Annotated in this window: 20 protein-coding genes; 7 read left to right on the forward strand and 13 right to left on the reverse strand. The window is 39.6% G+C overall.

All coding sequences use genetic code 11. The features are described from left to right. Positions 1–103: 103 nt before the first annotated feature. The 9 genes from L0657_RS20015 to L0657_RS20055 all read right to left on the reverse strand — a co-directional run bounded on the left by L0657_RS20015 (position 104) and on the right by L0657_RS20055 (position 10374). A complete protein-coding gene (locus tag L0657_RS20015) occupies positions 104–901 on the reverse strand; it encodes a TIGR03915 family putative DNA repair protein (RefSeq protein WP_235152530.1) in 798 nt (265 codons plus the stop codon). Next, entirely contained in the window at positions 870–2129 is a 1260-nt protein-coding gene (locus L0657_RS20020; protein ID WP_234647319.1) for a putative DNA modification/repair radical SAM protein, read from the reverse strand. Before L0657_RS20020 ends, L0657_RS20015 begins: the two co-directional genes overlap by 32 nt. 113 nt (positions 2130–2242) lie before the next feature. Beyond that, complete coding sequence (locus tag L0657_RS20025) at positions 2243–3136, reverse strand: alpha/beta hydrolase (RefSeq protein ID WP_235152531.1); 894 nt, start codon at positions 3134–3136, stop codon at positions 2243–2245. A gap of 140 nt (positions 3137–3276) precedes the next feature. Beyond that, the gene (locus L0657_RS20030) at positions 3277–3501 is read right to left on the reverse strand and encodes a CDGSH iron-sulfur domain-containing protein (protein WP_234647321.1); all 225 of its coding nucleotides are present in this window, start codon (positions 3499–3501) and stop codon (positions 3277–3279) included. Between the two features lie 107 nt (positions 3502–3608). Beyond that, positions 3609–5579: a response regulator gene (locus L0657_RS20035; RefSeq protein WP_235152532.1), complete on the reverse strand. Its 1971-nt coding sequence runs from the start codon at positions 5577–5579 to the stop codon at positions 3609–3611. Between the two features lie 28 nt (positions 5580–5607). After that, positions 5608–6039: a response regulator gene (locus tag L0657_RS20040; protein ID WP_235152533.1), complete on the reverse strand. Its 432-nt coding sequence runs from the start codon at positions 6037–6039 to the stop codon at positions 5608–5610. Positions 6040–6091: 52 nt separating this feature from the next. Further along, positions 6092–7783 (reverse strand): PAS domain-containing sensor histidine kinase, encoded by a 1692-nt coding sequence (locus L0657_RS20045; protein WP_235152534.1) that lies wholly within the window; start codon positions 7781–7783, stop codon positions 6092–6094. Positions 7784–7786: 3 nt separating this feature from the next. Then, on the reverse strand, positions 7787–8911 hold the full coding sequence (locus L0657_RS20050) for an FIST signal transduction protein (RefSeq protein ID WP_235152535.1): 1125 nt from the start codon (positions 8909–8911) through the stop codon (positions 7787–7789). A gap of 119 nt (positions 8912–9030) precedes the next feature. Next, positions 9031–10374 (reverse strand): deoxyguanosinetriphosphate triphosphohydrolase, encoded by a 1344-nt coding sequence (locus tag L0657_RS20055; RefSeq protein ID WP_235152536.1) that lies wholly within the window; start codon positions 10372–10374, stop codon positions 9031–9033. A 232-nt stretch (positions 10375–10606) separates the two neighbouring features. Between L0657_RS20055 and L0657_RS20060 the strand changes: the two genes are divergently transcribed. From L0657_RS20060 to L0657_RS20070, 3 genes are all read left to right on the forward strand, one after another. Next, the gene (locus L0657_RS20060) at positions 10607–11230 is read left to right on the forward strand and encodes a pseudouridine synthase (RefSeq protein ID WP_235152537.1); all 624 of its coding nucleotides are present in this window, start codon (positions 10607–10609) and stop codon (positions 11228–11230) included. A 71-nt stretch (positions 11231–11301) separates the two neighbouring features. After that, on the forward strand, positions 11302–12045 hold the full coding sequence (locus L0657_RS20065; RefSeq protein ID WP_235152538.1) for a glucosamine-6-phosphate deaminase: 744 nt from the start codon (positions 11302–11304) through the stop codon (positions 12043–12045). 29 nt (positions 12046–12074) lie between these two features. Further along, on the forward strand, positions 12075–13769 hold the full coding sequence (locus tag L0657_RS20070; protein WP_235152539.1) for a GMC oxidoreductase: 1695 nt from the start codon (positions 12075–12077) through the stop codon (positions 13767–13769). A gap of 23 nt (positions 13770–13792) precedes the next feature. Here the strand turns inward: L0657_RS20070 and L0657_RS20075 are convergent, their stop codons facing one another. After that, positions 13793–15532 (reverse strand): hypothetical protein, encoded by a 1740-nt coding sequence (locus L0657_RS20075; protein ID WP_235152540.1) that lies wholly within the window; start codon positions 15530–15532, stop codon positions 13793–13795. 236 nt (positions 15533–15768) lie between these two features. Between L0657_RS20075 and L0657_RS20080 the strand changes: the two genes are divergently transcribed. Further along, a complete protein-coding gene (locus L0657_RS20080) occupies positions 15769–16137 on the forward strand; it encodes a YccF domain-containing protein (protein ID WP_235152541.1) in 369 nt (122 codons plus the stop codon). 168 nt (positions 16138–16305) lie between these two features. Then, positions 16306–17307 (forward strand): NAD(P)H-quinone oxidoreductase, encoded by a 1002-nt coding sequence (locus L0657_RS20085; protein WP_235152542.1) that lies wholly within the window; start codon positions 16306–16308, stop codon positions 17305–17307. A gap of 1 nt (position 17308) precedes the next feature. Here L0657_RS20085 and L0657_RS20090 read toward each other — a convergent pair whose 3' ends face one another. Next, positions 17309–18067 carry a CPBP family intramembrane glutamic endopeptidase gene (locus L0657_RS20090; RefSeq protein ID WP_235152543.1) on the reverse strand — a complete coding sequence of 253 codons (759 nt, stop codon included), beginning with the start codon at positions 18065–18067 and terminating at the stop codon, positions 17309–17311. A gap of 183 nt (positions 18068–18250) precedes the next feature. Here L0657_RS20090 and L0657_RS20095 point away from each other — a divergent pair, with 183 nt between their 5' ends. Together L0657_RS20095 and L0657_RS20100 are read left to right on the forward strand one after the other, a co-directional pair. After that, the gene (locus L0657_RS20095) at positions 18251–18904 is read left to right on the forward strand and encodes a TetR family transcriptional regulator C-terminal domain-containing protein (RefSeq protein ID WP_235152544.1); all 654 of its coding nucleotides are present in this window, start codon (positions 18251–18253) and stop codon (positions 18902–18904) included. A gap of 3 nt (positions 18905–18907) precedes the next feature. Beyond that, positions 18908–20215 carry an AarF/ABC1/UbiB kinase family protein gene (locus L0657_RS20100; protein ID WP_235152545.1) on the forward strand — a complete coding sequence of 436 codons (1308 nt, stop codon included), beginning with the start codon at positions 18908–18910 and terminating at the stop codon, positions 20213–20215. 55 nt (positions 20216–20270) lie between these two features. Here the strand turns inward: L0657_RS20100 and L0657_RS20105 are convergent, their stop codons facing one another. Further along, positions 20271–20714, reverse strand: a complete 444-nt coding sequence (locus L0657_RS20105; RefSeq protein WP_235152546.1) for a GNAT family N-acetyltransferase — start codon at positions 20712–20714, stop codon at positions 20271–20273. Positions 20715–20747: 33 nt separating this feature from the next. Continuing rightward, complete coding sequence (locus L0657_RS20110) at positions 20748–21905, reverse strand: PepSY domain-containing protein (protein WP_235152547.1); 1158 nt, start codon at positions 21903–21905, stop codon at positions 20748–20750. Positions 21906–21978 lie beyond the last annotated feature (73 nt).

Genomic DNA, 21978 nt, shown 5'->3' on the forward strand with positions numbered 1-21978 from the left:
CATATCAATGGCCCTAGCTCCAAACCAAAAAAAACTGGCTAAATACGGAATTGGATTCCGTATTTAGCCAGTTTTTGTTCAGATGTATTTTTACATCACTTAATCATTTCTTCTCAATCAAATGCTTCCAATACCGTTTCGGCACATGCTGCACGTGCAACTTGATATTTCGCCTGGAAGGAATATTTACGTTTTTAAAATAATTCTTCCATAACTCCTGATACAAAGTTTCGGAATCATGAAAAACATCTTTTACGGCTGTTTTTTCTCCTGCTTCATTTGAAAAATTCAGCGTGATTTCTTCCACTTTATCCTGATCATAATAAATTCCATACTTCCGTTTGATATCATAAATCAGCCAATTCTGATCGGCATAACGTTCAGCGAAATGCTGGCTTAGTAAAGGAATTACGTTGAAATCAGGTTCGATTCCGGCATAATATAAATCATCCGCCGTGCGCTGAAATCTTACAAACGCTTCCATTCTGTGTTTTTCCCTGTATACCATTTTTGAAGTCTGGCTGATCTTCAGAACATCAGAATTTCCATAGGCTAGGTGCGGCGAATCAAAACCGGAAAAATAAAATTTGATGCAGGAAAAGATTGTAAATTCCATTCCGGGCATTTCTGATAAATAACAGCGGTATAATTGAATGCAATTTTCCTTCGGGACTTTCTTTTTCAGCCCCAGCCAAACTCTTTGCGACTTCGTTTCGTCCGTCACTACAATAACCTTTTCAGCAAAAAAATCTGATTGGCTTTCTTTGTCAATAATTGAAAAACCGGAAACATTCCACTTTTTTGAATAGGCTTCAAAAACAGCAGTCAGCAGTCCATACCAGGTTCCGTCGTAGGAAACATTGACAGGTTTATCCGAAAAGATTATACTGCTGGCCTCCATTGGTAAGAAATTTACTTCGGGATTCGTTAAGGATGAACTGACGGATTTTGGCTTCCGTGTAATCCTTCCGATCGGTTATCGGACTATTGCAGGTTATAAAATATTTTGCCCGGTTAAGTGCAATTCCGATTTTTTTGAGATGATCCCATCCCAATTTGTTAAACCGACGAGCACCAACAATTTTCTGGGCTGATTGTACACCAATTCCAGGTACACGAAGTATCAGCTGCAAATCAGCCGTATTAACATCAACCGGAAAAAACGCCATGTTTCTAAGCGCCCAGCTAAGTTTTGGGTCAATTTCAGGATCAAGATTCGGGAATTGATCGTTAAGTAATTCCTGCACATGAAACCCATAAAACCGCATCAGCCAATCCGTTTGGTATAAGCGGTTTTCTCTTAAAACAGGTACAGCGCTTCCTAGTTCCGGGAGCCGGTTATCATTACTGATAGGCACATAACCAGAATAATAAACACGTTTCAAATTAAACCCTTTATAGAATTTATTTGCCGTATGCATGATATCTTTATCCGATTCGCCACTGGCGCCGATGATCATTTGCGTGCTTTGTCCGGCAGGGGCGAAAAGCGGTGCAGATTTGAATATTTTCGATTCTTCCTTCGTCCTGATGATTTCCTTTTTCAGGTAAGTCATCGGCTCAATCATGTCCTTTATATTCTTATCCGGTGCCAATAATTTCAATCCGCTTTCCGTAGGAATTTCAATATTAACGCTAAGTCTATCCGCCCACAAACCAGCCTCGTGCATTAATTCATCACTTGCGCCTGGTATTGTTTTGAGGTGGATATAACCATTGAATTTATTTTCCGTGCGAAGTTTCTTGGCGACAGAAACCAGCCTTTCCATCGTGTAATCAGCATTTTTAAAAATACCGGAACTAAGAAAAAGGCCTTCAATATAATTTCTGCGATAAAAATTCATCGTCAGATCGACGACTTCCTGAACCGTGAATGCGGCTCTTTTGATATCGTTGCTTTTTCGAGTGACACAATATGCACAATCAAAAATGCAATGGTTGGTAAGCAAAATTTTCAGAAGAGATACGCAACGGCCATCTTCTGTGTAAGTATGACAGATTCCACTACCCGTTGCTTCACCTAATCCTTTGTTATGATTTTTACGCTTACTTCCACTGGATGAACAGGATACGTCGTACTTGGCCGCATCAGCAAGAATTTCCAGCTTCTCATGAAGTCTTTCCGACATATCGATGTTCTAACGTTTGTTGATGATACTATTAGTATCACAAAGATAATAAAATTTTGATACTGAAATGAACTTTGAAAGAATTTTTTTGATATAATTCGTAGGTCATTTACCTAATTATCGACAACATTTCCTTTGCTGTCAATACTTTCCATAAACTGATGAATTTGATTATAACGCTTGTTCCATGGATTGAAAAACTGGGTTATCATAGGAATGTGTTTTTTGCCTTTCAAAATTTCATAGGGCGTTTCCGGAGCATATTCTAGTAAAGCCTTGATGAATTTTTCATTACTGGAAGCGATGGATGGATAAGTTTTTTCACCCCTGAGAATCGTCATCGGAGGCATTCCTTTATGCAAATGATAAAGCGGCGAAGCGTCTTTCCAGTTTTTCTGATCAGGTGTAAAAGTTTTAAGATAGGTGTTGTCGTTTGAAAACTTTTCTTCCAAAAGATAACCATACATATCCAGTCCCGCTGCGTCGATTAATATCAGTCCCCTGATCGGATTTTCCATTCCCAGTTTTTTAAAATATTTGTCATCAATAGAAATAAGTGCTGCCAGATGTCCGCCAGCCGAATGCCCTGAGATGAATATCCGGTCAGGATTTCCACCATAATTATGAATATTTTCTTTTACCCATTTGACCGATTTCGCTGAATATTCAGCCATTTCCTTGTAAGTCGCAGATGGACTTAATGGATAATCGATGATAACATAAACAATGTCTTTTTTCGTCCAGTTGCGTCCCATCAGACTATACTGGGATTTTTTACCCGAATTCCAGTTTCCGCCATGGATAAATATCAGAACATCTTTTGGTGATTTTGGTTTATTTGGTTCGAAAATATTCAGCTCCTGATCCGGAATTTTGCCAGTTGCTTTCGCATAAATGATATTCTTATGCGCTTTATTTCCCAAAAAAGTACAGCCTGAAAGTGTTAACAAAAAGGCTCCGAATAATATTAGTATGATGATGATGCTGACACGTGTTTTTGAACTCACAGATCCGGACTTTTTGATTTTGATATATAATAACATACGTTGGACGGATGTCTGTGGATTTAATTTTATGAAAACATATGGCAATAAAAAATCCACTGATTGGTGAAAATCAGTGGATTTTAAATAGAATTTTTTCTAGCCTAAACCTTTTTCGGAGGCAGATTAAATGCAACTGCATTATGCTCAAAATGTCCTTTGTGGGAACCGTCGCAGAAAGGTTTGTTAGCTGACATACCGCAGCGGCAGATCGAAACCACAGTCCTTCCTTCCAATCCGTACACATTTCCTTGTGCGTCTACGATTTCAAAATCTCCGTCAACTTTCAGAGATCCGTTGTTATTTACGGTAAGCTTTACTTTTGTCATGATGAATAATTTTGCCCAAAGGTAACAATCGTAATGGATGGAGAGTTATCACTGAGCTAATTTAGCATCAGTACAAATCTAATTATCGTTTCTGGACCAGGCAGGTTTCAAAGTCTTAGCTGCTTTCGAATCACGCTGGTTAATTCGTCTATCTTGAATGGTTTCGTTACGAAATCATCGAAATTACAATCCAGAATATCTTGTGTTGTCCGGGCAAAAGTATCCGCAGTGAGAGCCACAATCGGCACTGCATCCAAGTGAGGAAATGAGCTGCGGATGAATTTAATGGTTGTCATTCCATCCATCACCGGCATTTGTAAATCCATTAGCACCAGATCAAAACTGCGAACCTGTAAAGTGCTTAAAACCTCCTGGCCGTTGTTGCAAATTATAAAATCTGCTTCCCATTTAGTTAATAAGTGTTTTAATAACAGCTGATTAGCTAAAATGTCCTCGGCTACTATTACACTAAACCCTTTGAGTGAAAAGGGAGTATCATTATTCAGTAAATTTTTTATTGGAAGAATTTCTCCTCGTCTGAACGTAAGTTTTACACTGAATTTACTTCCGGAGCCCAGTTCGCTTTCAGCTGTAATTTCTCCTTCCATAAGCTCGGCTATCTTTCTTGTGATACTCAGCCCAAGTCCGGTTCCTCCAAAATATTTTGCTGCATTATTGTTATGTGCCTGAGAAAAGCTGTCGAAGATCATGCACAATTTGTCGTCTGAGATTCCAATACCCGAATCTGAAACCTGAATATTTAAATCTACCAGATCTGACTGCTGACTAATCACATCAATTTTCAGTTTTACAAATCCACTGGAAGTGAATTTAAGTGCATTCCCGATCAGGTTGACCATTATCTGGTTTAATCTGTAAGCGTCACCAATCAGGATCGGAGGGATCTTTTCATCAATTTCAAATATCAGTTTTAACCCCTTATCCTGCGCCTTAAATTCAAATGTCTGATAGAGGTATTGAAGTTTTTCACGAAGATCAAATTCGAAGTTTTCAATACTGAATTTTCCTGCTTCTATCTTTGAAATATCTAAAATATCATTCAATATAACCATCAGATTATCAGCTGAATATTTGATTGTGTTCAGATACTGAGAGTCCTGTTCAGAAAAATTGCTGGTCAATAATAAATCTGTAAACCCGATAATAGCATTCATTGGTGTACGGATTTCATGGCTCATCGTTGACAGGAAATCTGACTTAATCCGCGCAGCTTCTTCTGCTTCTTTTTTAGCGTTAATGAGTTCTGTTTCTGCAATTTTTCTGCTCGTGATGTCAATCGCAGTCCCAAGGACTTCCTGAACTTCGCCCGCTTTGTTTCTTTTAAAAGGTACTTCGCGGGTTATAATCCATACGTCGCAGCCGTTTTTATGTTTTAACCTGAATTCCTTCTCAATTACTTCGCCATCTTTCAGGTTGTACCTGATTTGATTATAATGTTTTTTAAATATTTGAAGGTCTTGGCAATCAATTAAATCAATGAATGCAAACGAATTTCCTGATCCGGTTTCTTCGATACTATACCCTAAAATTTCTCCGATCTGATGGTTATGAAAGATGTTTGTCCATTTTTTTATATCGATCACGTAAATGATATTGGGAGAAAGCTGGGCGACTTTTTGAATAAATTCTTCTTTTTCCGCAAGTTCTTTTTGCGCTATTTCTCTTTCCATCTCCACGTCCAGCATCTGGCTCATTGTATGGAAAGTTTTGGTAAGTTTTTCAGGGTTTATCTCTGCTTTTGGAAAATATTCCATAGCTCCGGCTTTCATCATCTCGACAGCAATACGCTCGTCACCCTGGGACGTCAACACGATAACAGGCAATTTGGGAGCAATTTTTTTGATCTTTTTAAGCAACTCCAAGCCATTGGTTTTAGGCAGTTGATAGTCAATAAAAATGCAGGTTGGCAGCCATTTTTCAAGTGTTTTTATGGCTTCTTCTGCATATTTACAAACACGTATTTCCAGAATTTCCACATTACATTTTCCTACCGCGCGCCGAAATTCCATGGCGTCGATCATATCATCCTCTACTAATAAAATATTTAATGATGTCATATTATTTGCCAGAAGAGGGTTTATGGGGTTATTCAGGGTACTCGCAAAGTGTCCAGTAACTTTTCAAGGTAGAAACGGCTGCAATGAAACGATCCATGGAAAGTGGCTTCAAAATGTAACCGGCAACATTTAGATTAAACGCATCTATTTTGTCGCCGTCTTCATTCGATGTAGTCATCACAAAAACTGATAATGCCGCAAGTTCAGAATCCTGGCGAATCTCTTTAAGAAATTCGATTCCTCCCATTTTCGGCATATTCAGGTCAAGCAGCACTATTCTCGGTTTTGGAGCATCCGTTTCGGTAGACCTCAACAGTTCCAGCGCCTCGATTCCATTATGTGCGACAACGAGCGGATTGGAAATGTTATTCTTTTTAAAGGCTCGTTTCACGTTCATGATATCGACCTCATCATCTTCAACCAGCAAAATTGTCATAGGAACAGGGTTTGGAATGGACATTTGTTCAGATTTTTATAGTTGGGACTAATTAGTGTAGTTGTTAGGTGAATTTTCAAACTTCGTTTTTTTCAAGAGCCGGCCAGGTGAAATGAAAAGTGGTGCCTATTCCCATCGTTGACTCTATCCAGATTCTAGCATGCTTCTCATCCAGAATTTTTTTGACAATAGCTAAACCAACGCCGGTACTTTCAAATTCATCGCGGGATTGCAATGTCTGGAAAATGACGAATATTTTATCATGGAATTCAGGACTTATTCCGGGACCATTATCCCGGACAAAAAATTCCAGTTCATGATTATTATTTTTCCATCCAATCGTGATTTCAATATCGGGTTTGTCGTTGTATTTAATTCCGTTTGAAATCAGATTCTGGAGAATTTGTATTAGTGTAATTTTCTCAGATACCATTTCAAGATCGGGGTTGCCTTCGAGCTTAAATTCAATTTGTTTTTTAGAACTGAATGTTTCGCAAAGATCATCGATAACGGATTTTACCAGAAATTTCTCTTTATTGGTTTTAATTCGCCCCGCTCTTGAATAGGACAAAATTCCGTTGATCAGACCTTCCATCCGATGCACGCGTCCTCGCAACAGCCGAAACTGATCTTTGGTATCACCTTCCAGAAGATCAGTGATATCTTCCTCAATCCATTCCGATAAGTTATTGATCGCACGCAATGGGGCTTTTAAATCATGACTGACAACGTATGCGAATTGATCGAGCTCGGCATTGATCCTTTCAAGATCACGCATGTAAGATTTCAGTTTCATTTCAGCTTCTACCCTTTCAGATATATCCTGAATAAACGCCAGGATGTATCCCTGTCCCTCTGACTCATAATATTTGACACTTGCCTCCACAGGAAATGTTGAGCCGTCTTGTCTTTTATGAACGCCGTTTATCATCATCTTCGACATTCCTTTGAGCGTTTCAACATGCTCCTGCCATGCTGCATGGTCTTCAAATATTTTTTCAATCCCGCTGATATGCGTGCCTATAACTTCTTCCTGAGATTTACCTAAACGCCTGGCCGCCTCCTGATTTATAAATAGTAATTTTCCCTGATCGTCCGAAACCTGAACAGCCTCGCTGGATTCATTGAACCAGTCTACCATTCTGTTAATCTCTGCTTCTTGTTTTTTTCGTGCTGTAATGTCGCTTAGCGTACCAATAAATCCAAGGATATCATTTTTTGAAGATAGTTGAGCCGACATAGTCAGTTCAAGCCACTTTTCTTTATTATCTCCGGTTTTTAAAATGAAGGTTTCCTGAATGGATTTTATCTGGCCGGTAAATAGTAAATTAAGCGTATTTTGGGCGTCCTGGCTAACGTGGAATTCTTTCCAGTTTTTGTTCAAACTTTCAGAAATTTCAAATCCGGTAACCTTTTTCCACGCATTATTGAGATAAATTATCTTTCCATCTTTGTTAAGCTGAATAAGCACTTCGGAAATACTGTTTGCTACTTCTTCAAGCCGTCTGTTTGTCGAAGCCGCTTCTTCCGTTTTTTCGTCTGCGATCTTGATCAGTTCACGGTTTGCTTTGAATAATTCCGAAGAGCTCTGTTCAAGAATATGCTCCACGCGCGACATATCATCCTGAAATTCCAGATATGCTTGATTTACAGAAGCAAGAAATTCCTGAATTTCCGGATTTTCTGCCAGTTCAGCAGACAAAGATTTTCGGATCTGTCGTTTTAGGAGGCGGTGATATGTTATTTCCGTTGTTTCTGGTGCAGTCATAAGTTAAGATTCACGGAAAGTTGTGATGGTCATGGTCTGGTTATGAAGCTCGCAAACTGCATTCTGGTTGAAAGGCCCAATTTCTCCATAGGAATAAAAACCGGTCATAACAGGTTTCTCGAGAACTGCTGATACGCATTCCACTTCTTCTTCAACAATTTGTTTTAACACCAGTTTTCTTCCCACGCAACTCACGAGAAGAGCAAATTCAGGAGACTCCACTTTTCCATTACGCGCGACAATGGCCGCTTCTTCTGCACCATTAATAAGTCTGTCCGTATTGGCTTTCATCAATCTTACGAATGAGCCTTCGGGGATATCACCCGCGAAAGTCAAGCTTTTTTCTCCTTCATTAATACCCAGAATCGTTCGAACAACCGGGGTGCGGTCTTCACTATCCCGCATACTCAACGGAAACAGAAGTCCGGAAGAGGGGAGATCCTTTGCTTTATCTCCGAGAAAAGATTTGTATAGATCCAGTGCCGGCTGTCCGTCAATTTCGAATAAAACATTTTCATGCGATCTGGTAACCAGGCGGTCCATGCCGAAACTGTCCCAGCCGCCGCGAGAGCCAAAGCCGATTTCTAATGACTCTCCATAGAAAGCAATGGCGGCAACACTTTCAGTAGCGACTGCGCCATCAGGCTCTATGATTACGGTTCTGGAAAAATTCGGTCCGTCACCGGCAAGTCCTCCTGTAAGTGTGACATGGTCGGGCAGCTGCGCCGCTATTCCTTTGACAAGGTCAGTTCCATTAACTTTCAGGCCGTCGGAAACGACAAAAACATGCTTTAAATTTTCAACTGGAAATTGAGAAACCAGCTTCTTGCCGGCCTCGAAACTGTCAAATCCGATCTCTTTCAAAGATACTTTTTTGGACTCAATTGTGGATTTTTCAAATTCAATTGCCGTCACGATAACTTTCCCATCGGTGACAGATTCACCCATGATTTCACCCGATGTTGAACAGCCTGTAAAAGCAGCGTCAGGATAATTATTTATAAGCTCGTTTGTGAGATTGCTTTTTTCAAGAATTTCCCTGTGTCCGAAAGCAAAAATCAGGTGAGGATTTACGGTAAAGTTGTTGAGGGAATGTCCACCAGAGTAGATCAGTTGTTCAATTTTCATGTTGAGTAAAGTCGCTTTATAAGCTCGTTAGACATACAAGGTAACGAAAGTTTTCGACCTGTTTCAAATTAAATATGAACCGAGATTAATAATCTTTGGTTACAAATTTTTGCCGGTTTTTAACTAATCGATGGAAAAGAAATTCCCTTAATTTTTCGAAATAATTCTACTGCATATAGGTCGGTCATGCCAGACACAAAGTCCAATACCGTCTGGATTTTTGAGTACTCGTCGGTTGCGTTGGTGATGAATTGTTTTGGGATTAATTCCACCAGTTTTTTTGAATAATGAGAATCGTTGTTCAGGTATGCCGGAATAAATTCTTCAAGAAGTCCGCCCATTACCTTATAACCAGCCACCTCGATTTGGACAACGGAAGAATAATTGTAGATTTTCTTTATCGAAATTGTTTCTATTTCTTTCATCACTGTGCGGTATGGCTCATTGATTTGATCAATCAGGGAATGATTAAATTCTCCGGCCAGAATCGACTCCTGTTCCCGATAAAAAAGCTCCGAACATTGGCCGATTAAAGTATTGATTGCCTTCGCACGAAGCAGACTTATTTTCGCATCATCATCATCGATATCATTCAGTCGTTCTTCTATTTTTGGATCATTTGAAAGCGGCAAAAGCAGATTTTTGACCTCATCGTACGACAGGATTTTCAGGCGATGTGCGTCTTCCAGATCGATAATATTGTAACAGATATCATCTGCTGCTTCCACCAGAAACACGATTGGGTGTCGTTTGTAAATTAAATATTCACCGTCAACTTTGTTAAGGCCGAGTTCGGTCGCAATTTTAACAAAACCAGTTTGTTCGGATTGGAAAAAGCCATATTTTTTTCTGTAAATTTTGGTCTTGTCCTTCCCAGCGAGTGATTCGCAAGGATATTTTGCAATGGAAGCGAGCGTGGAATAGGTTAACGCAAAACTTCCATAACCTTTTCCAGCATAAGGGTGCGTCAATATCCTGAAAGCATTTGCATTTCCTTCGAAATTTGTCAGGTCTTTCCATTGTGCCTCGGAGACCTTATCTTTATAGATCAGTCCTTCGCCATTTGTAAAATAATAAGAAATCGCTGCCTCTCCCGAATGCCCGAAAGCCGGATTTCCAAGATCGTGCGCCAGACAAGCAGCAGCAACAATATTCCCAATTTCACTGATCAACGGAAGTTCTTCATCCAGATCGGGACGATCTTTTCTTAAACGATTATAAAAAATACGCCCTAAAGAACGTCCGACACTGGCGACTTCGAGGCTATGCGTCAATCGGTTATGTACGAAAATACTTCCTGGCAAAGGGAAAACCTGCGTTTTATTTTGCAGCCTTCGAAATGGAGAAGAAAATATCAACCGGTCGTAGTCGCGCTGAAATTCCGATCTGGCTTCGGCCTGGTCCTCAATGTTTTTGTCTTCACTGCCCCAGCGTTTCGCCGAGAGTAATTTTTCCCAATTCATTGCACTGAAAGAATAATTGTAAACTGCATATAGCTAAGTCGCAAGTATACGAATTAGCCGCTGTATTTTATTGTAAACAGCAACGTCAGAGATCAGGAATATTATGCCTGGAAATTCCAGCCGGCAAAGATAATGGTGGGCAGGTGTCGGAAAGTTATCTTCTGTTTTTTGGTAAAAATGAACAATCTTTGAATTTAATCTTATAGAGAATATTTTCGTTTTAGACTAATCCATGACGCAAACCAAACATCGTTACTTCATTCTTAATAAGCCGGCAAATATGGTATCACAGTTTATCAGCCCTGATAATGTGGGTTTGTTAGGTGATATTTCATTTGATTTTCCGGAGGGAACGCATGCAATTGGCCGCCTCGATAGTCATTCTGAGGGATTATTGATTTTAACGACAAATAAAAAAGTAACACGCCTGTTGTTTCAGGGTGAAGTACCACATTCCAGAACTTACATTGTTCACGTAAGAAATGTGGTCAGCGAAGAAACGCTTATGTTATTGAGAACAGGTATACCAATTCTGATCAAAGGAAATATTCATTGGGTTACAACACCCTGTGAAGTGGAAATAATTGGGAAACCAGCAGGTTTAATCAAGCGTTCTCCTGAACGAGAAGACATTCCGCATAGCTGGCTAAAAATCACGATGACGGAAGGCAAATACCATCAGGTGAGGAAAATGGTGAGTGCTGCGGGACATAAATGCAAAAGATTGATCCGGGTTTCTATTGAAGATATTGTTTTGGGAGATTTAAAGCCAGGTGAAGTTTTGGAGATGGCAGAGGAGGAGTTTTTTAGAAAGTTGAAAATAAATAACTGGAAAGAAGAGGTTGCAAGTAATTAGTGCTTATAATTGACTTTTATAAAGAATAAATAGCAACAAGTTTTTGTATTCTTTTTTGTAAAGTCGATTCCATGGAACTGAAAGTATATCCTTCAAAAGATGCAATGTCTAAGGCTGCGGCAGATCTCGTTGTGGCACAAGTTCAAAAAAAAGCTAATTCAATCTTATGTTTTCCCTCAGGAGAATCTCCACTGATTGTACTGGAATATCTGGTTAAATACGGAAAAGAAAAGGTAGTCGATTTTGATCGTTGCCATTTCGTAGGCCTGGATGAATGGATCGGAATGAACGAAAACGATGAGGGAAGCTGCAAGCATTTTATGTATTCCAAATTTTTTAAACTATTAAATATCAGGGAAGAACAAATTGTTTTCTTTGATGGTATGGCTGCGGATCTGGATGAAGAATGTCAGAAAATGGATGCGTATATTAAGGATAATGGCCCTATCGACCTGATTATGGTTGGGCTGGGGATGAATGGGCATATCGGATTAAATGAACCCGGAACCGATTTTAAATTATACGCCCACCAAGCTGAACTGGATCCAATAACAGTCGAGGTTGCACAGAAATATTTCCAGAAATCTACGGAATTATCTGGCGGTATTACGCTTGGTTTACAGCATTTGATGGAAGCGAAAATGGCTGTCCTTATCGTTTCCGGAGGAAAAAAATCAGGGATTCTTAAAGAAGTTTTAACAAATTCGGTCACGAACGAAATTCCCGGGACAATTGTCCAATCGCATGCAAATGCTTATGTTCTGGTGGATGAAGACGCAGCGTCAAAACTCGACAGATCATCCTCGTTTTTTTAATCTTCCCTATAATTTCTTCGATACCCGGTATGTCACAAAATGAAAATACTTTCGATGCAATTGTAATTGGTTCTGGTATAAGCGGAGGCTGGGCGGCGAAAGAGCTCTGCGAAAAAGGAATGAAAACGCTTGTGCTGGAACGCGGAAGAAATGTGGAGCATAACAAAGATTATCCAACGGCGCATTTGAATCCCTGGGATTTTGAACATCGTGGAAATCTGACTAAAAAATTCCTGAATGAAAATCCTTTGATTAGTAAGGCTGCGGGATTCGGCGATGATACGAAACATTTTTTTGTGCAGGACAAAGATCATCCATATGTGCAGGAAAAGCCGTTTGACTGGATCCGGGGTTATCAGGTTGGTGGAAAATCGCTAACCTGGGGCAGAGCTTGTCAGCGTTGGAGCGAGTTTGAATTCACAGCTCCCGAACGTTTTGGATACGGCATTGGCTGGCCGATTGGTTATCAAGATGTCGCGCCCTGGTATTCGCATGTTGAGGAATTTATTGGCGTCTGCGGCAATAAGGATGGACTTGAATCAATGCCTGACGGAGAATATCTTCCACCGTTTGAATTGAATTGTGTGCAACAGGTTGTTCAACAAAAAATCAAGGAAAATTATAAAGACCGACATCTTGTTCATGCGCGATGGGCGCATTTGACCAAACCGAAGGAGATCCATCTGAAACAGGGACGGGGCGGGTGCCAGGCTAGAAATTTGTGTATGCGCGGTTGTCCTTATGGAGGTTATTTTAGTTCTGTAAGTTCGACCTTGCCCTGGGCGGAAAAAACCGGGAATCTCACAGTCAGGCCGCATTCTGTCGTGCACTCCATAACATTTGATGAAAAATCAGGGAAAGCCAGTGGAGTGAAAATTATTGATGCCAATACGAAAGAAGTTATTGAATTTTCTGCCCGGATTATTTTCCTGAATGCTTCTGCGCTGAACAGCAATCTGATATTACTCAACTCAAAATCGAACCGCTTTCCTGCCGGACTTGGAAATGACAGCGGTGTTTTAGGGAAATACGTGGCTTTTCATAATTATCGCGCATCGGTGGCCGCAGATATTGATGGTTATGAAGATAAATATTACTTCGGAAGAAATCCGACCGAGCCTATTCTCGCCAACTACCGGAATCTACATAAACAGGATACTGATTATGTCGGCGGGTTTACAACCTTCATGGGCGCATACCGAACGCGGGGAAACGATTCTGCTCAAACCGAAATCGGGTCGGCACTGAAAGAAAATATGAGCAAGCCGGGCGGATGGAAAGTGTATATGTATATGCAGGGCGAGACAATACCAAAAGTCACAAATCAGGTCAGTTTAAGTTTGGATAAAAAAGATCAGTGGGGAATTCCGTTACTCGTCACTTCGGTTGGGTATGATGATAATGATGAAAAAATGATCCGCGATTTCCTGAAAGAAAGTGCGGATATGCTTGAAAAATCAGGATGTAAAAACATTTCGCAGCATGACAACAAGCAAGCTCCCGGACTGGATATCCATGAAATGGGCGGATGCCGGATGGGCAAAGATCCCAAAACTTCTATGCTGAATGAATGGAATCAGCTGCATCACTGCAAAAATGTTTTTGTTACAGATGGTGCCTGCATGACAAGTACCGGCAATCAAAGCCCGTCACTTTTGTATATGGCTTTGGCTGCGCGGGCGGTTGATTTTGCAGTCCAGGAAATCAAAAAAGGTGATTTGTAAATTTTAAGTTATTGCAGGAACAGTTACTGAAATGATACATCATAAAGATGTGCCGTGATGTCCTCCTGAAATCCTGCATGATTTTGCAAAAACTGCAATTTTGTAATGGATTGATTTTGTCCTCGCGTCCTGAAAAAATGTTCTGCTTCTGTGTTGGTTTGAAGCTTTTTCAGGAATATCCCTGCTTCAATTTCTGATATAATTGCCTTGAAAACTTCCGTTGTCCCGTCTTCATAAGTAGCCTTCACACGTAAAACGGGAGGCTGCACAAGCACTCTCATAATTTTTCCCCAGAGAGAATATTTGACTTTGACTTCGATCCAGGTCAATTTATTTTGTTGTGAAACTTGCACTTCCTCGTCAAGTTTGAATGTCAGATCTTTCTGACCAGATTTTACGATTTGAAGCGCGCCTGCCCGTTTTTTGACAATTTGAAGCGTATCCTTACTGATCGTTGTAGTATCGTAGTCGTAATTTTGAAGCATAGCCAGCGTCGTTTTGGAATCACTCCAAAAATTGTAACGCTGTGAATCTGTTGGGCCGACTGTTGTATATAACACATAATCCGGCGCAGTTGGCGACAGATATTTGTCGTAATTAAGGCTTGTCAAATAATTATTATAGGCCTGATAAGACTGAATTGCCGGACGTGGATTATAATGCAGGTCATTAAAAAAAGTATAGGCAATTTCATATGGCACAACATCAACCGTTTTCCCTTTAAAAGATTTTGCAATTTTGGAGTCAATATGGTATTCTATACGATTTTTATGGTTACTAAGTTTTTGTTGAAAAGATAGGTTTGTGAAGAGAACATCCTGATATGGTATCGTAATTTTATTAAACGAGAAGCCTAGTCCCGTGCTGACAAACGGTGAGACAAACAGGAAAACCATGAAAACATCTCCCAGTCGCTTTTTCAGAATTTCGTTTTCAATAAAAATATAAGCAATCCCTACGAAAAGTGCTCCGTAAAAAAATGGATAGGACATACCTGGAAATCCAAAGCGCGTGAACCCCTGTTTAAATCCAAGATACCATGCAAAAAGCATAACGATAAGAACGAATATGTCGGAGTGACTTTTCAGTATTGTTGGCAGAGAATAGATAAAAAAGATTGCCAGTGATAAAATTATAACCGAAGCAATTGCCATATTAAAATAAGCGTATCTTGCCGTCAGATTAATAAAGTCGACGCTAAACATCGCATCGTTATAGTTATTGATAATACTCAGCGCGCCCTTAACATAATTGAAAAGATCAACTTGGAAGATTTGTGACAGGGAAAAGATAGCCAATAAATGAAAACCTAAAAAAGGAATCATTTTAATCCAGGATTTCCTATCAGAAAATACAGCAAGAAGCAAATAGCAATAGAGGATTACTGAAGTGACGATTCCGAGATTTAGTTTGATAAAGAAAATCAGAACCGAAATTCCCGTTGCCAGAGCCAGCGATATTAGTTTATGTGACCGGTAATGATGAAAAACCAGGAAAATAAATAAGGTGAACAACTGAAAAGTGGCTTCCGAGTTGTGGGTGCTCATCATAATAAAATAAGGCACCGCCAACCATTTTGCAGTATTATTCAATTCTTTGAAAGCGATTCTAAGAATATAAATAAGCACACAGGCAGTGAAGATATCGTAAATTATGAGGGGTGTGGCGCCGATATAGGTTGGTACGCGCGTACTAAGAAAACCTAGCGGTCCGTATGTGAAAACCCAGTCTCTTCCAAAAGTCAGGCCTTGATGGATGGCCATGTTGATACTTATTTTCCAGGATGGATCTACGCCACCAGATGGAAATTCGAGAAGTGCTTTTGGTAAATATAATAAGACTGAAAGTAGTATCAGTATTCTATAAGGTGTGAATTTGTTTATTATAGAATTGTAAAATTTATTCACGATTATTTATGGAGGATGAGATTGAATTTGCAACAATACAGTGTTTAAACAAAAAAAAGAAACTTTTTTTCTAACTTATCTTGTCGCACCCTATGAATCTGATCGGAAATATCATTTGGCTTATCTTTGGAGGTCTTTTTGTTGCCGTAGAATATTTTCTAGCGGGATTAATTCTTTGTGCAACGATCATCGGAATTCCGTTTGGGATTCAATGTTTCAAGATCGGTATATTCACGCTCATGCCCTTTGGTCGTGAGGTTCGCGAGATACCAGGTGAAGGCGGCTGTTTGTCAACAGTTTTTAATATAATCTGGATATTTTTAGGAGGTATCTGGATCGCTCTGACACATCTCATTTTTGGAATTTTACTAGCCATTACCATCATCGGCCTGCCTTTCGCGAAGCAACATTTTAAGCTCATGAGCTTGTCTTTTGCACCATTCGGAAAAGACATTAACTGATTATTACCACCTGAGACATATAAGGTTTCATCTTAGAAAAGTATGAAATAAAAATATAAACAGATTCGAAGGTGTTTTGTATAGTATCGGTTTGTCCCGACGTATCAATTTCTTTTCTGGAACGAAAATTTCTAAGATGAAATCTTATATGTCTTAGATGGTAAAAATATGAAAGCAGTGGTGATTACAGCCCCGGGCAAGCCGGAGGTTCTGGTTGTTGAAGAGCGGCCTTTACCGGTTTTGAAGGAAAATGAAGTGCTCATTAAGGTTTATGCGGCCGGCGTAAACCGTCCTGATGTTTTCCAACGGAAAGGGAATTATCCGCCGCCGCCGGAAGCTCCTCAGGATATTCCGGGTTTAGAAGTATCTGGCGTCATTGAAAAATGTGGGTCAGCAGTTTCAAAATGGAAAGAAGGAGATGCTGTTTGTGCACTTTTGGCAGGCGGGGGATATGCGGAGTATGCCGTTGTTAATGCGACTCATTGTTTGCCTGTTCCAAAAGGTTTCAGTTTTGTTGAAGCGGCGTCGTTACCGGAAACAATTTTTACGGTTTGGCACAACGTCTTTCAAAGAGGTAAGTTGAAAGAAGATGAACATTTCCTGGTTCATGGTGGAAGCAGCGGCATTGGGATCACGGCGATTCAGCTCGCGAAAGGATTTGGAGCCAGGGTTTTTGCGACGGCAGGTTCAGATGAAAAATGTCAGGCTTGTGTCGACTTGGGGGCGGATTTAAGTATTAATTATAAAAAGCAAAATTTTGAAGAAGTCCTGAAAGCCGAGGGAGTCGATGTGCTTTTAGATATGATCGGCGGTGATTATATTCCGAAAAACATCCGGTTACTGAAAACGGATGGCCGTCTTGTTTTTATTAACACGATGAAAGGAAATAAGGTAAAACAGGTCGAAGGTCAACCTGTTGATGATGTGGATTTTGGGCTGATAATGAAAAACCGGCTTACTGTCACGGGAAGTACGTTGCGCAACCGGGACGCGAATTTTAAAGCCGCTTTAACCAATGAGATTTTAGAAAACGTTTGGCAACTTATGGAAACGGGTAAGTTTAAACCCGTGATTTTTAAAACTTTTCCGTTGTCAGAGGCTCCAAAAGCGCATGAATTGATGGAAAGTAGTGATCATACCGGAAAGATCATACTCACAAATTCCTGGTAAGTTATCGATAATGTTTACTGAAAGTTGCTCCTGCATACCAGACCAGCGTGACAAAGATAAATGTGTAAAAGTAGAACGCTTCAAAGCCGGGTGTATTGATCAATAACAGCTGATTGTTTCCAAAAGCATGAATAAGTGCTGTGAAAAAAATATTTCCTGTAAGTATATAAATGAAAAAATAGACCATCCCGTAAAAAAAGACGCTTAATAAATTGGCCGTCAGGTTTGACCATTCGGTATGATCCCGGAGCAAATAAACAGATACGTGCGAAAGACTGAAAATAATTGAAACGATGATGCCAAGGCCAATAAGTTGTTGTCTTGATAATCCTTTGTTTTCAGCATATCTGGCAGGCAAAAACCTGAAAATAAATTCTTCGATAAGGGCGTTTGGAAATGAGTTAAAAAGAAAGACTAATCCATATTTTATAACTTTTGATCTGTCTGGAAATTCAATTTCAGTACCAAATGTATGATGCGTCCAGAGTTGTAATAAAATCCAGACCGTAAACGCCATGAGTATTGCTGATAATAGTTTCCTGGCAGCAAATAACTTTCCGTAAGAAAACGTTGCTGAAAATGGTTTTAAAAGTCTGGCAAAGAGCAGACATTCCATTACAATTATTACGAGCCCTAAAAGAATTGCCTGCTGCCAGTTTATAAAAACTTTTTGGACCCATTCTGTAATGAAAATCAGGCCAATTGTGTTAGCATATAGGCAGCAAGTCAAAATTATTCTTGCCAAATCTTTAAAACGCATGCGGATGGTTTGTAGGCTGTTGAAGTAAAATATTAAAGTAATAGTTGTATTTTAAATGGATAATCTTCGCAGAATTTAATGCGGGATTTTCGCCCTCTTAAAGATCAGAGAATAAGAATAATATGCTTTTTTTCGTTTAAATTTAATGGAAATCATCGTTTAGATGTATTAATTCAAAAAAATATGGCAACAAAGATTAAAGAGGTTACAGCCGCCAGCATCACAGAAATGTATATTCATTACTGTCTGGAACATAACGAAAATCCTAAGTCTGTTTATTTGTTCTGTAAGAGGAACGGCATTGTTGAAAAGGAGTTCTATGCTTTTTTCTCATCAATTGAGGCAATTGAAAAATCTGTTTTTGTGAGTTTTCACAGGCTGACTGTGGAGCTTATCAATAAAAGCGCTGATATTGAGGTGCTTGGATTTAAGGATAAATTGCTGACTTATTATTACACATTTTTTGAGATTCTTACTGCAAACAGAAGTTATGTTGTATTTGCATTAAAAGGTGATCGCAGTAAACTTGACGGCTTGATCAAGCTGAAAGAATTCAGGTCACATTTTAAGCAGTTTATCGCGGAGATCAGTCAGGGATATTTGAAAATAAAAAGTGAACGAATTCAAAAAGTTCAGCAAAACAGCCTTGAAGAAGGTGCCTGGATTCAGCTTTTGGTCACACTTAAATTCTGGCTTGACGATGAGTCTGTTGCATTTGAGAAAACAGACCTTTTCATTGAAAAATCAATCCGCGCTACTTTTGACCTGATTGATACGACGCCACTTGAAAGTGTGCTCGATTTTGGTAAATTTTTAATTAAAGAAAAATTGAGGTAGTTAATGGAAACAATAGACAGCATACCTACTTCGAAAATTCAGCGTGCATCCAAATTGATTTCGACCGGCGTTAAAATCGGTGGTAATTATTTAAAATATTACGGTGAAAAAATAACCAATCCTGAATCTGCACGGGATAATCTGAATACGAATAACGCAGAGGATATTTATGATGGATTGAAAAACCTGAAAGGCAGCGCATTGAAACTTGCGCAAATGCTAAGTATGGAAAAGAGTTTTATGCCGCAGGCTTATGTGGAAAAATTCTCTTTATCCCAGTTTTCCGTGCCGCCGTTATCAGCTCCTTTGGTTATCAAAACGTTCAGGAAATATTTTGGTAAATCGCCGCTGGACTTATTCGATACCTTCAATCCGAACGCGATTAATGCAGCAAGTATTGGTCAGGTGCATAAGGCAACTGCCAATGGAAAAGAACTGGCGGTGAAAATCCAATATCCGGGCGTAGCTGAAAGTATAACTTCTGATCTGGCTTTGGTAAAACCAATTGCAATGAAGATGTTCAATATTCAGAGCAAAGATTCGGATAAATATTTTAAAGAGGTTGAAACGAAGCTTACTGAGGAGACTAATTATATCCTGGAAATTGCACAAAGCAAAGAAATTGCAGAAGCATGTGCGCATATTCCAAACCTTCGTTTTCCGGCATATTATCCCGAGTTTTCTTCTGAAAGAGTGATCACGATGGACTGGATGACGGGAATTCATCTTTCTGAATTTGTCAAAACAAATCCTTCGCAGGAAGCTTCAGATAAAGTCGGACAGGCGCTTTGGGATTTTTATATGTTCCAGGTTCATCAGCTACGGAAGGTACACGCGGATCCGCATCCAGGAAATTTCTTGGTCGACAAGGATACAAATCTGATTGCAATCGACTTTGGTTGTATGAAAGAAATTCCGGAAGATTTTTATACGCCTTATTTCGAGTTGGCGGAAAAGGAAAATATGAATGATCCGGTGATTTTCAGGAACAAATTATTTGAGCTGGAAATTCTTACAAATAAAGACACGCCCGAAGAAACAGTTTATTTCAGTACGCTATTTCACGAAATTCTGACCTTGTTTACCGAACCATTCCAGGTTGAGGAGTTTGATTTTGCAGACGAAGTTTTCTTTGCAAGACTTGTAGAATTGGGCGAGAAATACGCAAATGATAAGAACCTGAGGAAAATGAATGTAAACCGTGGTTCTAAACATTTTATCTATATCAACCGTACGTTCTTTGGTTTATTCAGCTTGCTGCATGAACTGAAAGCGAAGGTGAGTATCAATCAATTTGTCAGCCTGACTTAGGAGAAATAACTTTTATTAAATGCGTGATGTCTGACGATGTCACGCATTTTTTTGTTTAAAATTGTTTTTCCAGACAAACACTAATTCCCAGATCATCAAATTGGTTATAGTTATCAGTGATCTGGTAACCATATTTCTGGTAAAAATTTATTGCCTGAGGCTGGCCTTTTCCTGTTTCCAGAATGGCTTCTGAATATCCGAGTTCTTTTGCCCAGGTTTCCAATTCTGCCAAAATTCGGGATGCAATACCTGTTTTTCTGTGGTATTCCTGAATAAACATGCGCTTGATCTCAATTGTTTTTTTGTCAACGATTTTAAAACAACCGCAACCTACTGCCCGATTATTCTCATAAGCTAGTACCACCGTCGGAAGGTTGGTTATCCGATTGTATTCTTCATAATCTTCCGGATTTGTATTATAAATCCGGCACAGTTCAATATCCAGTTCCCCGGTTAATTTTGCGAAATCCGGGTTGTCACTATTTGTTCTAAGAAGCATTCTTACACATGATTTAAACGCAAAACGCTGCGTCTAATTTTTCACTAATTCTCTTGTTACTTCTCTTTTTATCTGCGTTTTCTTGCTCTTTTTTCTTCTTCCCCACCAGATAATAAATCCTGTTACAGGCAAACTTGCTATGATGAAGGAGATAATAAAAGCCAATATTTTCCCAGGCAAACCGATGATAGCACCCACGTGAATATCATAATTCATCCGCATGATTTTACTTGCCAAAGTAAGTTTATCATGATAACGTCCGAAGTTATGCGTCACCGGAATTTGTTGCATCGTGTATTGGTCGTAATAAATGTAGTCAGACTTCCAAAATGTACCAGCAATCGGGTTGGTTACGGCCGCAATCGTCGACTTTGGCGTTTCAGGATAATGCATTTCTATTGTTTGCGCCTGCGGGTTTTCAGCAATTGTTTTTCTCCAAAGAATGTCCAAAACAGGGATGTTTTTAGCTGCTTCTGGCTTTCCTACCGATTCAACTTCATAAAATGGAGTCATTGTTTCACCTCCCGAAGTTGCCCAATAAACACTTTTTGAAAACCATTGAAAACCCATGATCAGCCCGGTGGTGGCCAGGATCAGCGCAACCGGAATGGTATAAAATCCAAGCACATTGTGAAGGTCATAATTCTTCCGTCTCCACCTCGCATCCCATTTCACAGAAAAACGCTGTTTTAAAGCAGCTTTATTTTTCGGCCACCAAAGTACGAGACCGGACAGCAGCATAAATGCAAAAATGAGCGTCGCAGAAGCTGCAATTGGCTGTCCGATGGTTGGAGGCAGCCATAAATAATAATGTCCCAGCAGGATAAAACGGAAGAAATCGCTATCCATATTTTTAACTTTCAGCACTTCCCCGGTGTAAGGATTGGCGTATGCCAGATAATAATATTCATCCGGCGCAAAACTGAAATAGGTGATCACGGCCGCTGTTTTCGCATCAGCATACTGGACACTGTGAATTTTTTTATTTGGTAACGCTTTCTCTGCAATCGCTTTAAATTGGGAAGGAGGCAAAAACGGTTTTTTCTGCGGCTCAACGTATCGATACGATTGTGTCGCGTTTTGTATTTCTTCCTGGAAGGCATAAATACAGCCCGTTACAGCAAGAATAAAAACGATCAGCCCAGAACCTAGCCCTAGCCATAGGTGGAGAAAGTGTATGACTTTTTTCATTTTATTTTTTTGATAGATCGGCAATTTTAACCCGTATCAGGGAATAGCTGTGAGGTTTGGACTATATAGAGTT

It is taken from the genome of Dyadobacter sp. CY345 (assembly GCF_021502725.1).
Taxonomy (GTDB): domain Bacteria; phylum Bacteroidota; class Bacteroidia; order Cytophagales; family Spirosomataceae; genus Dyadobacter.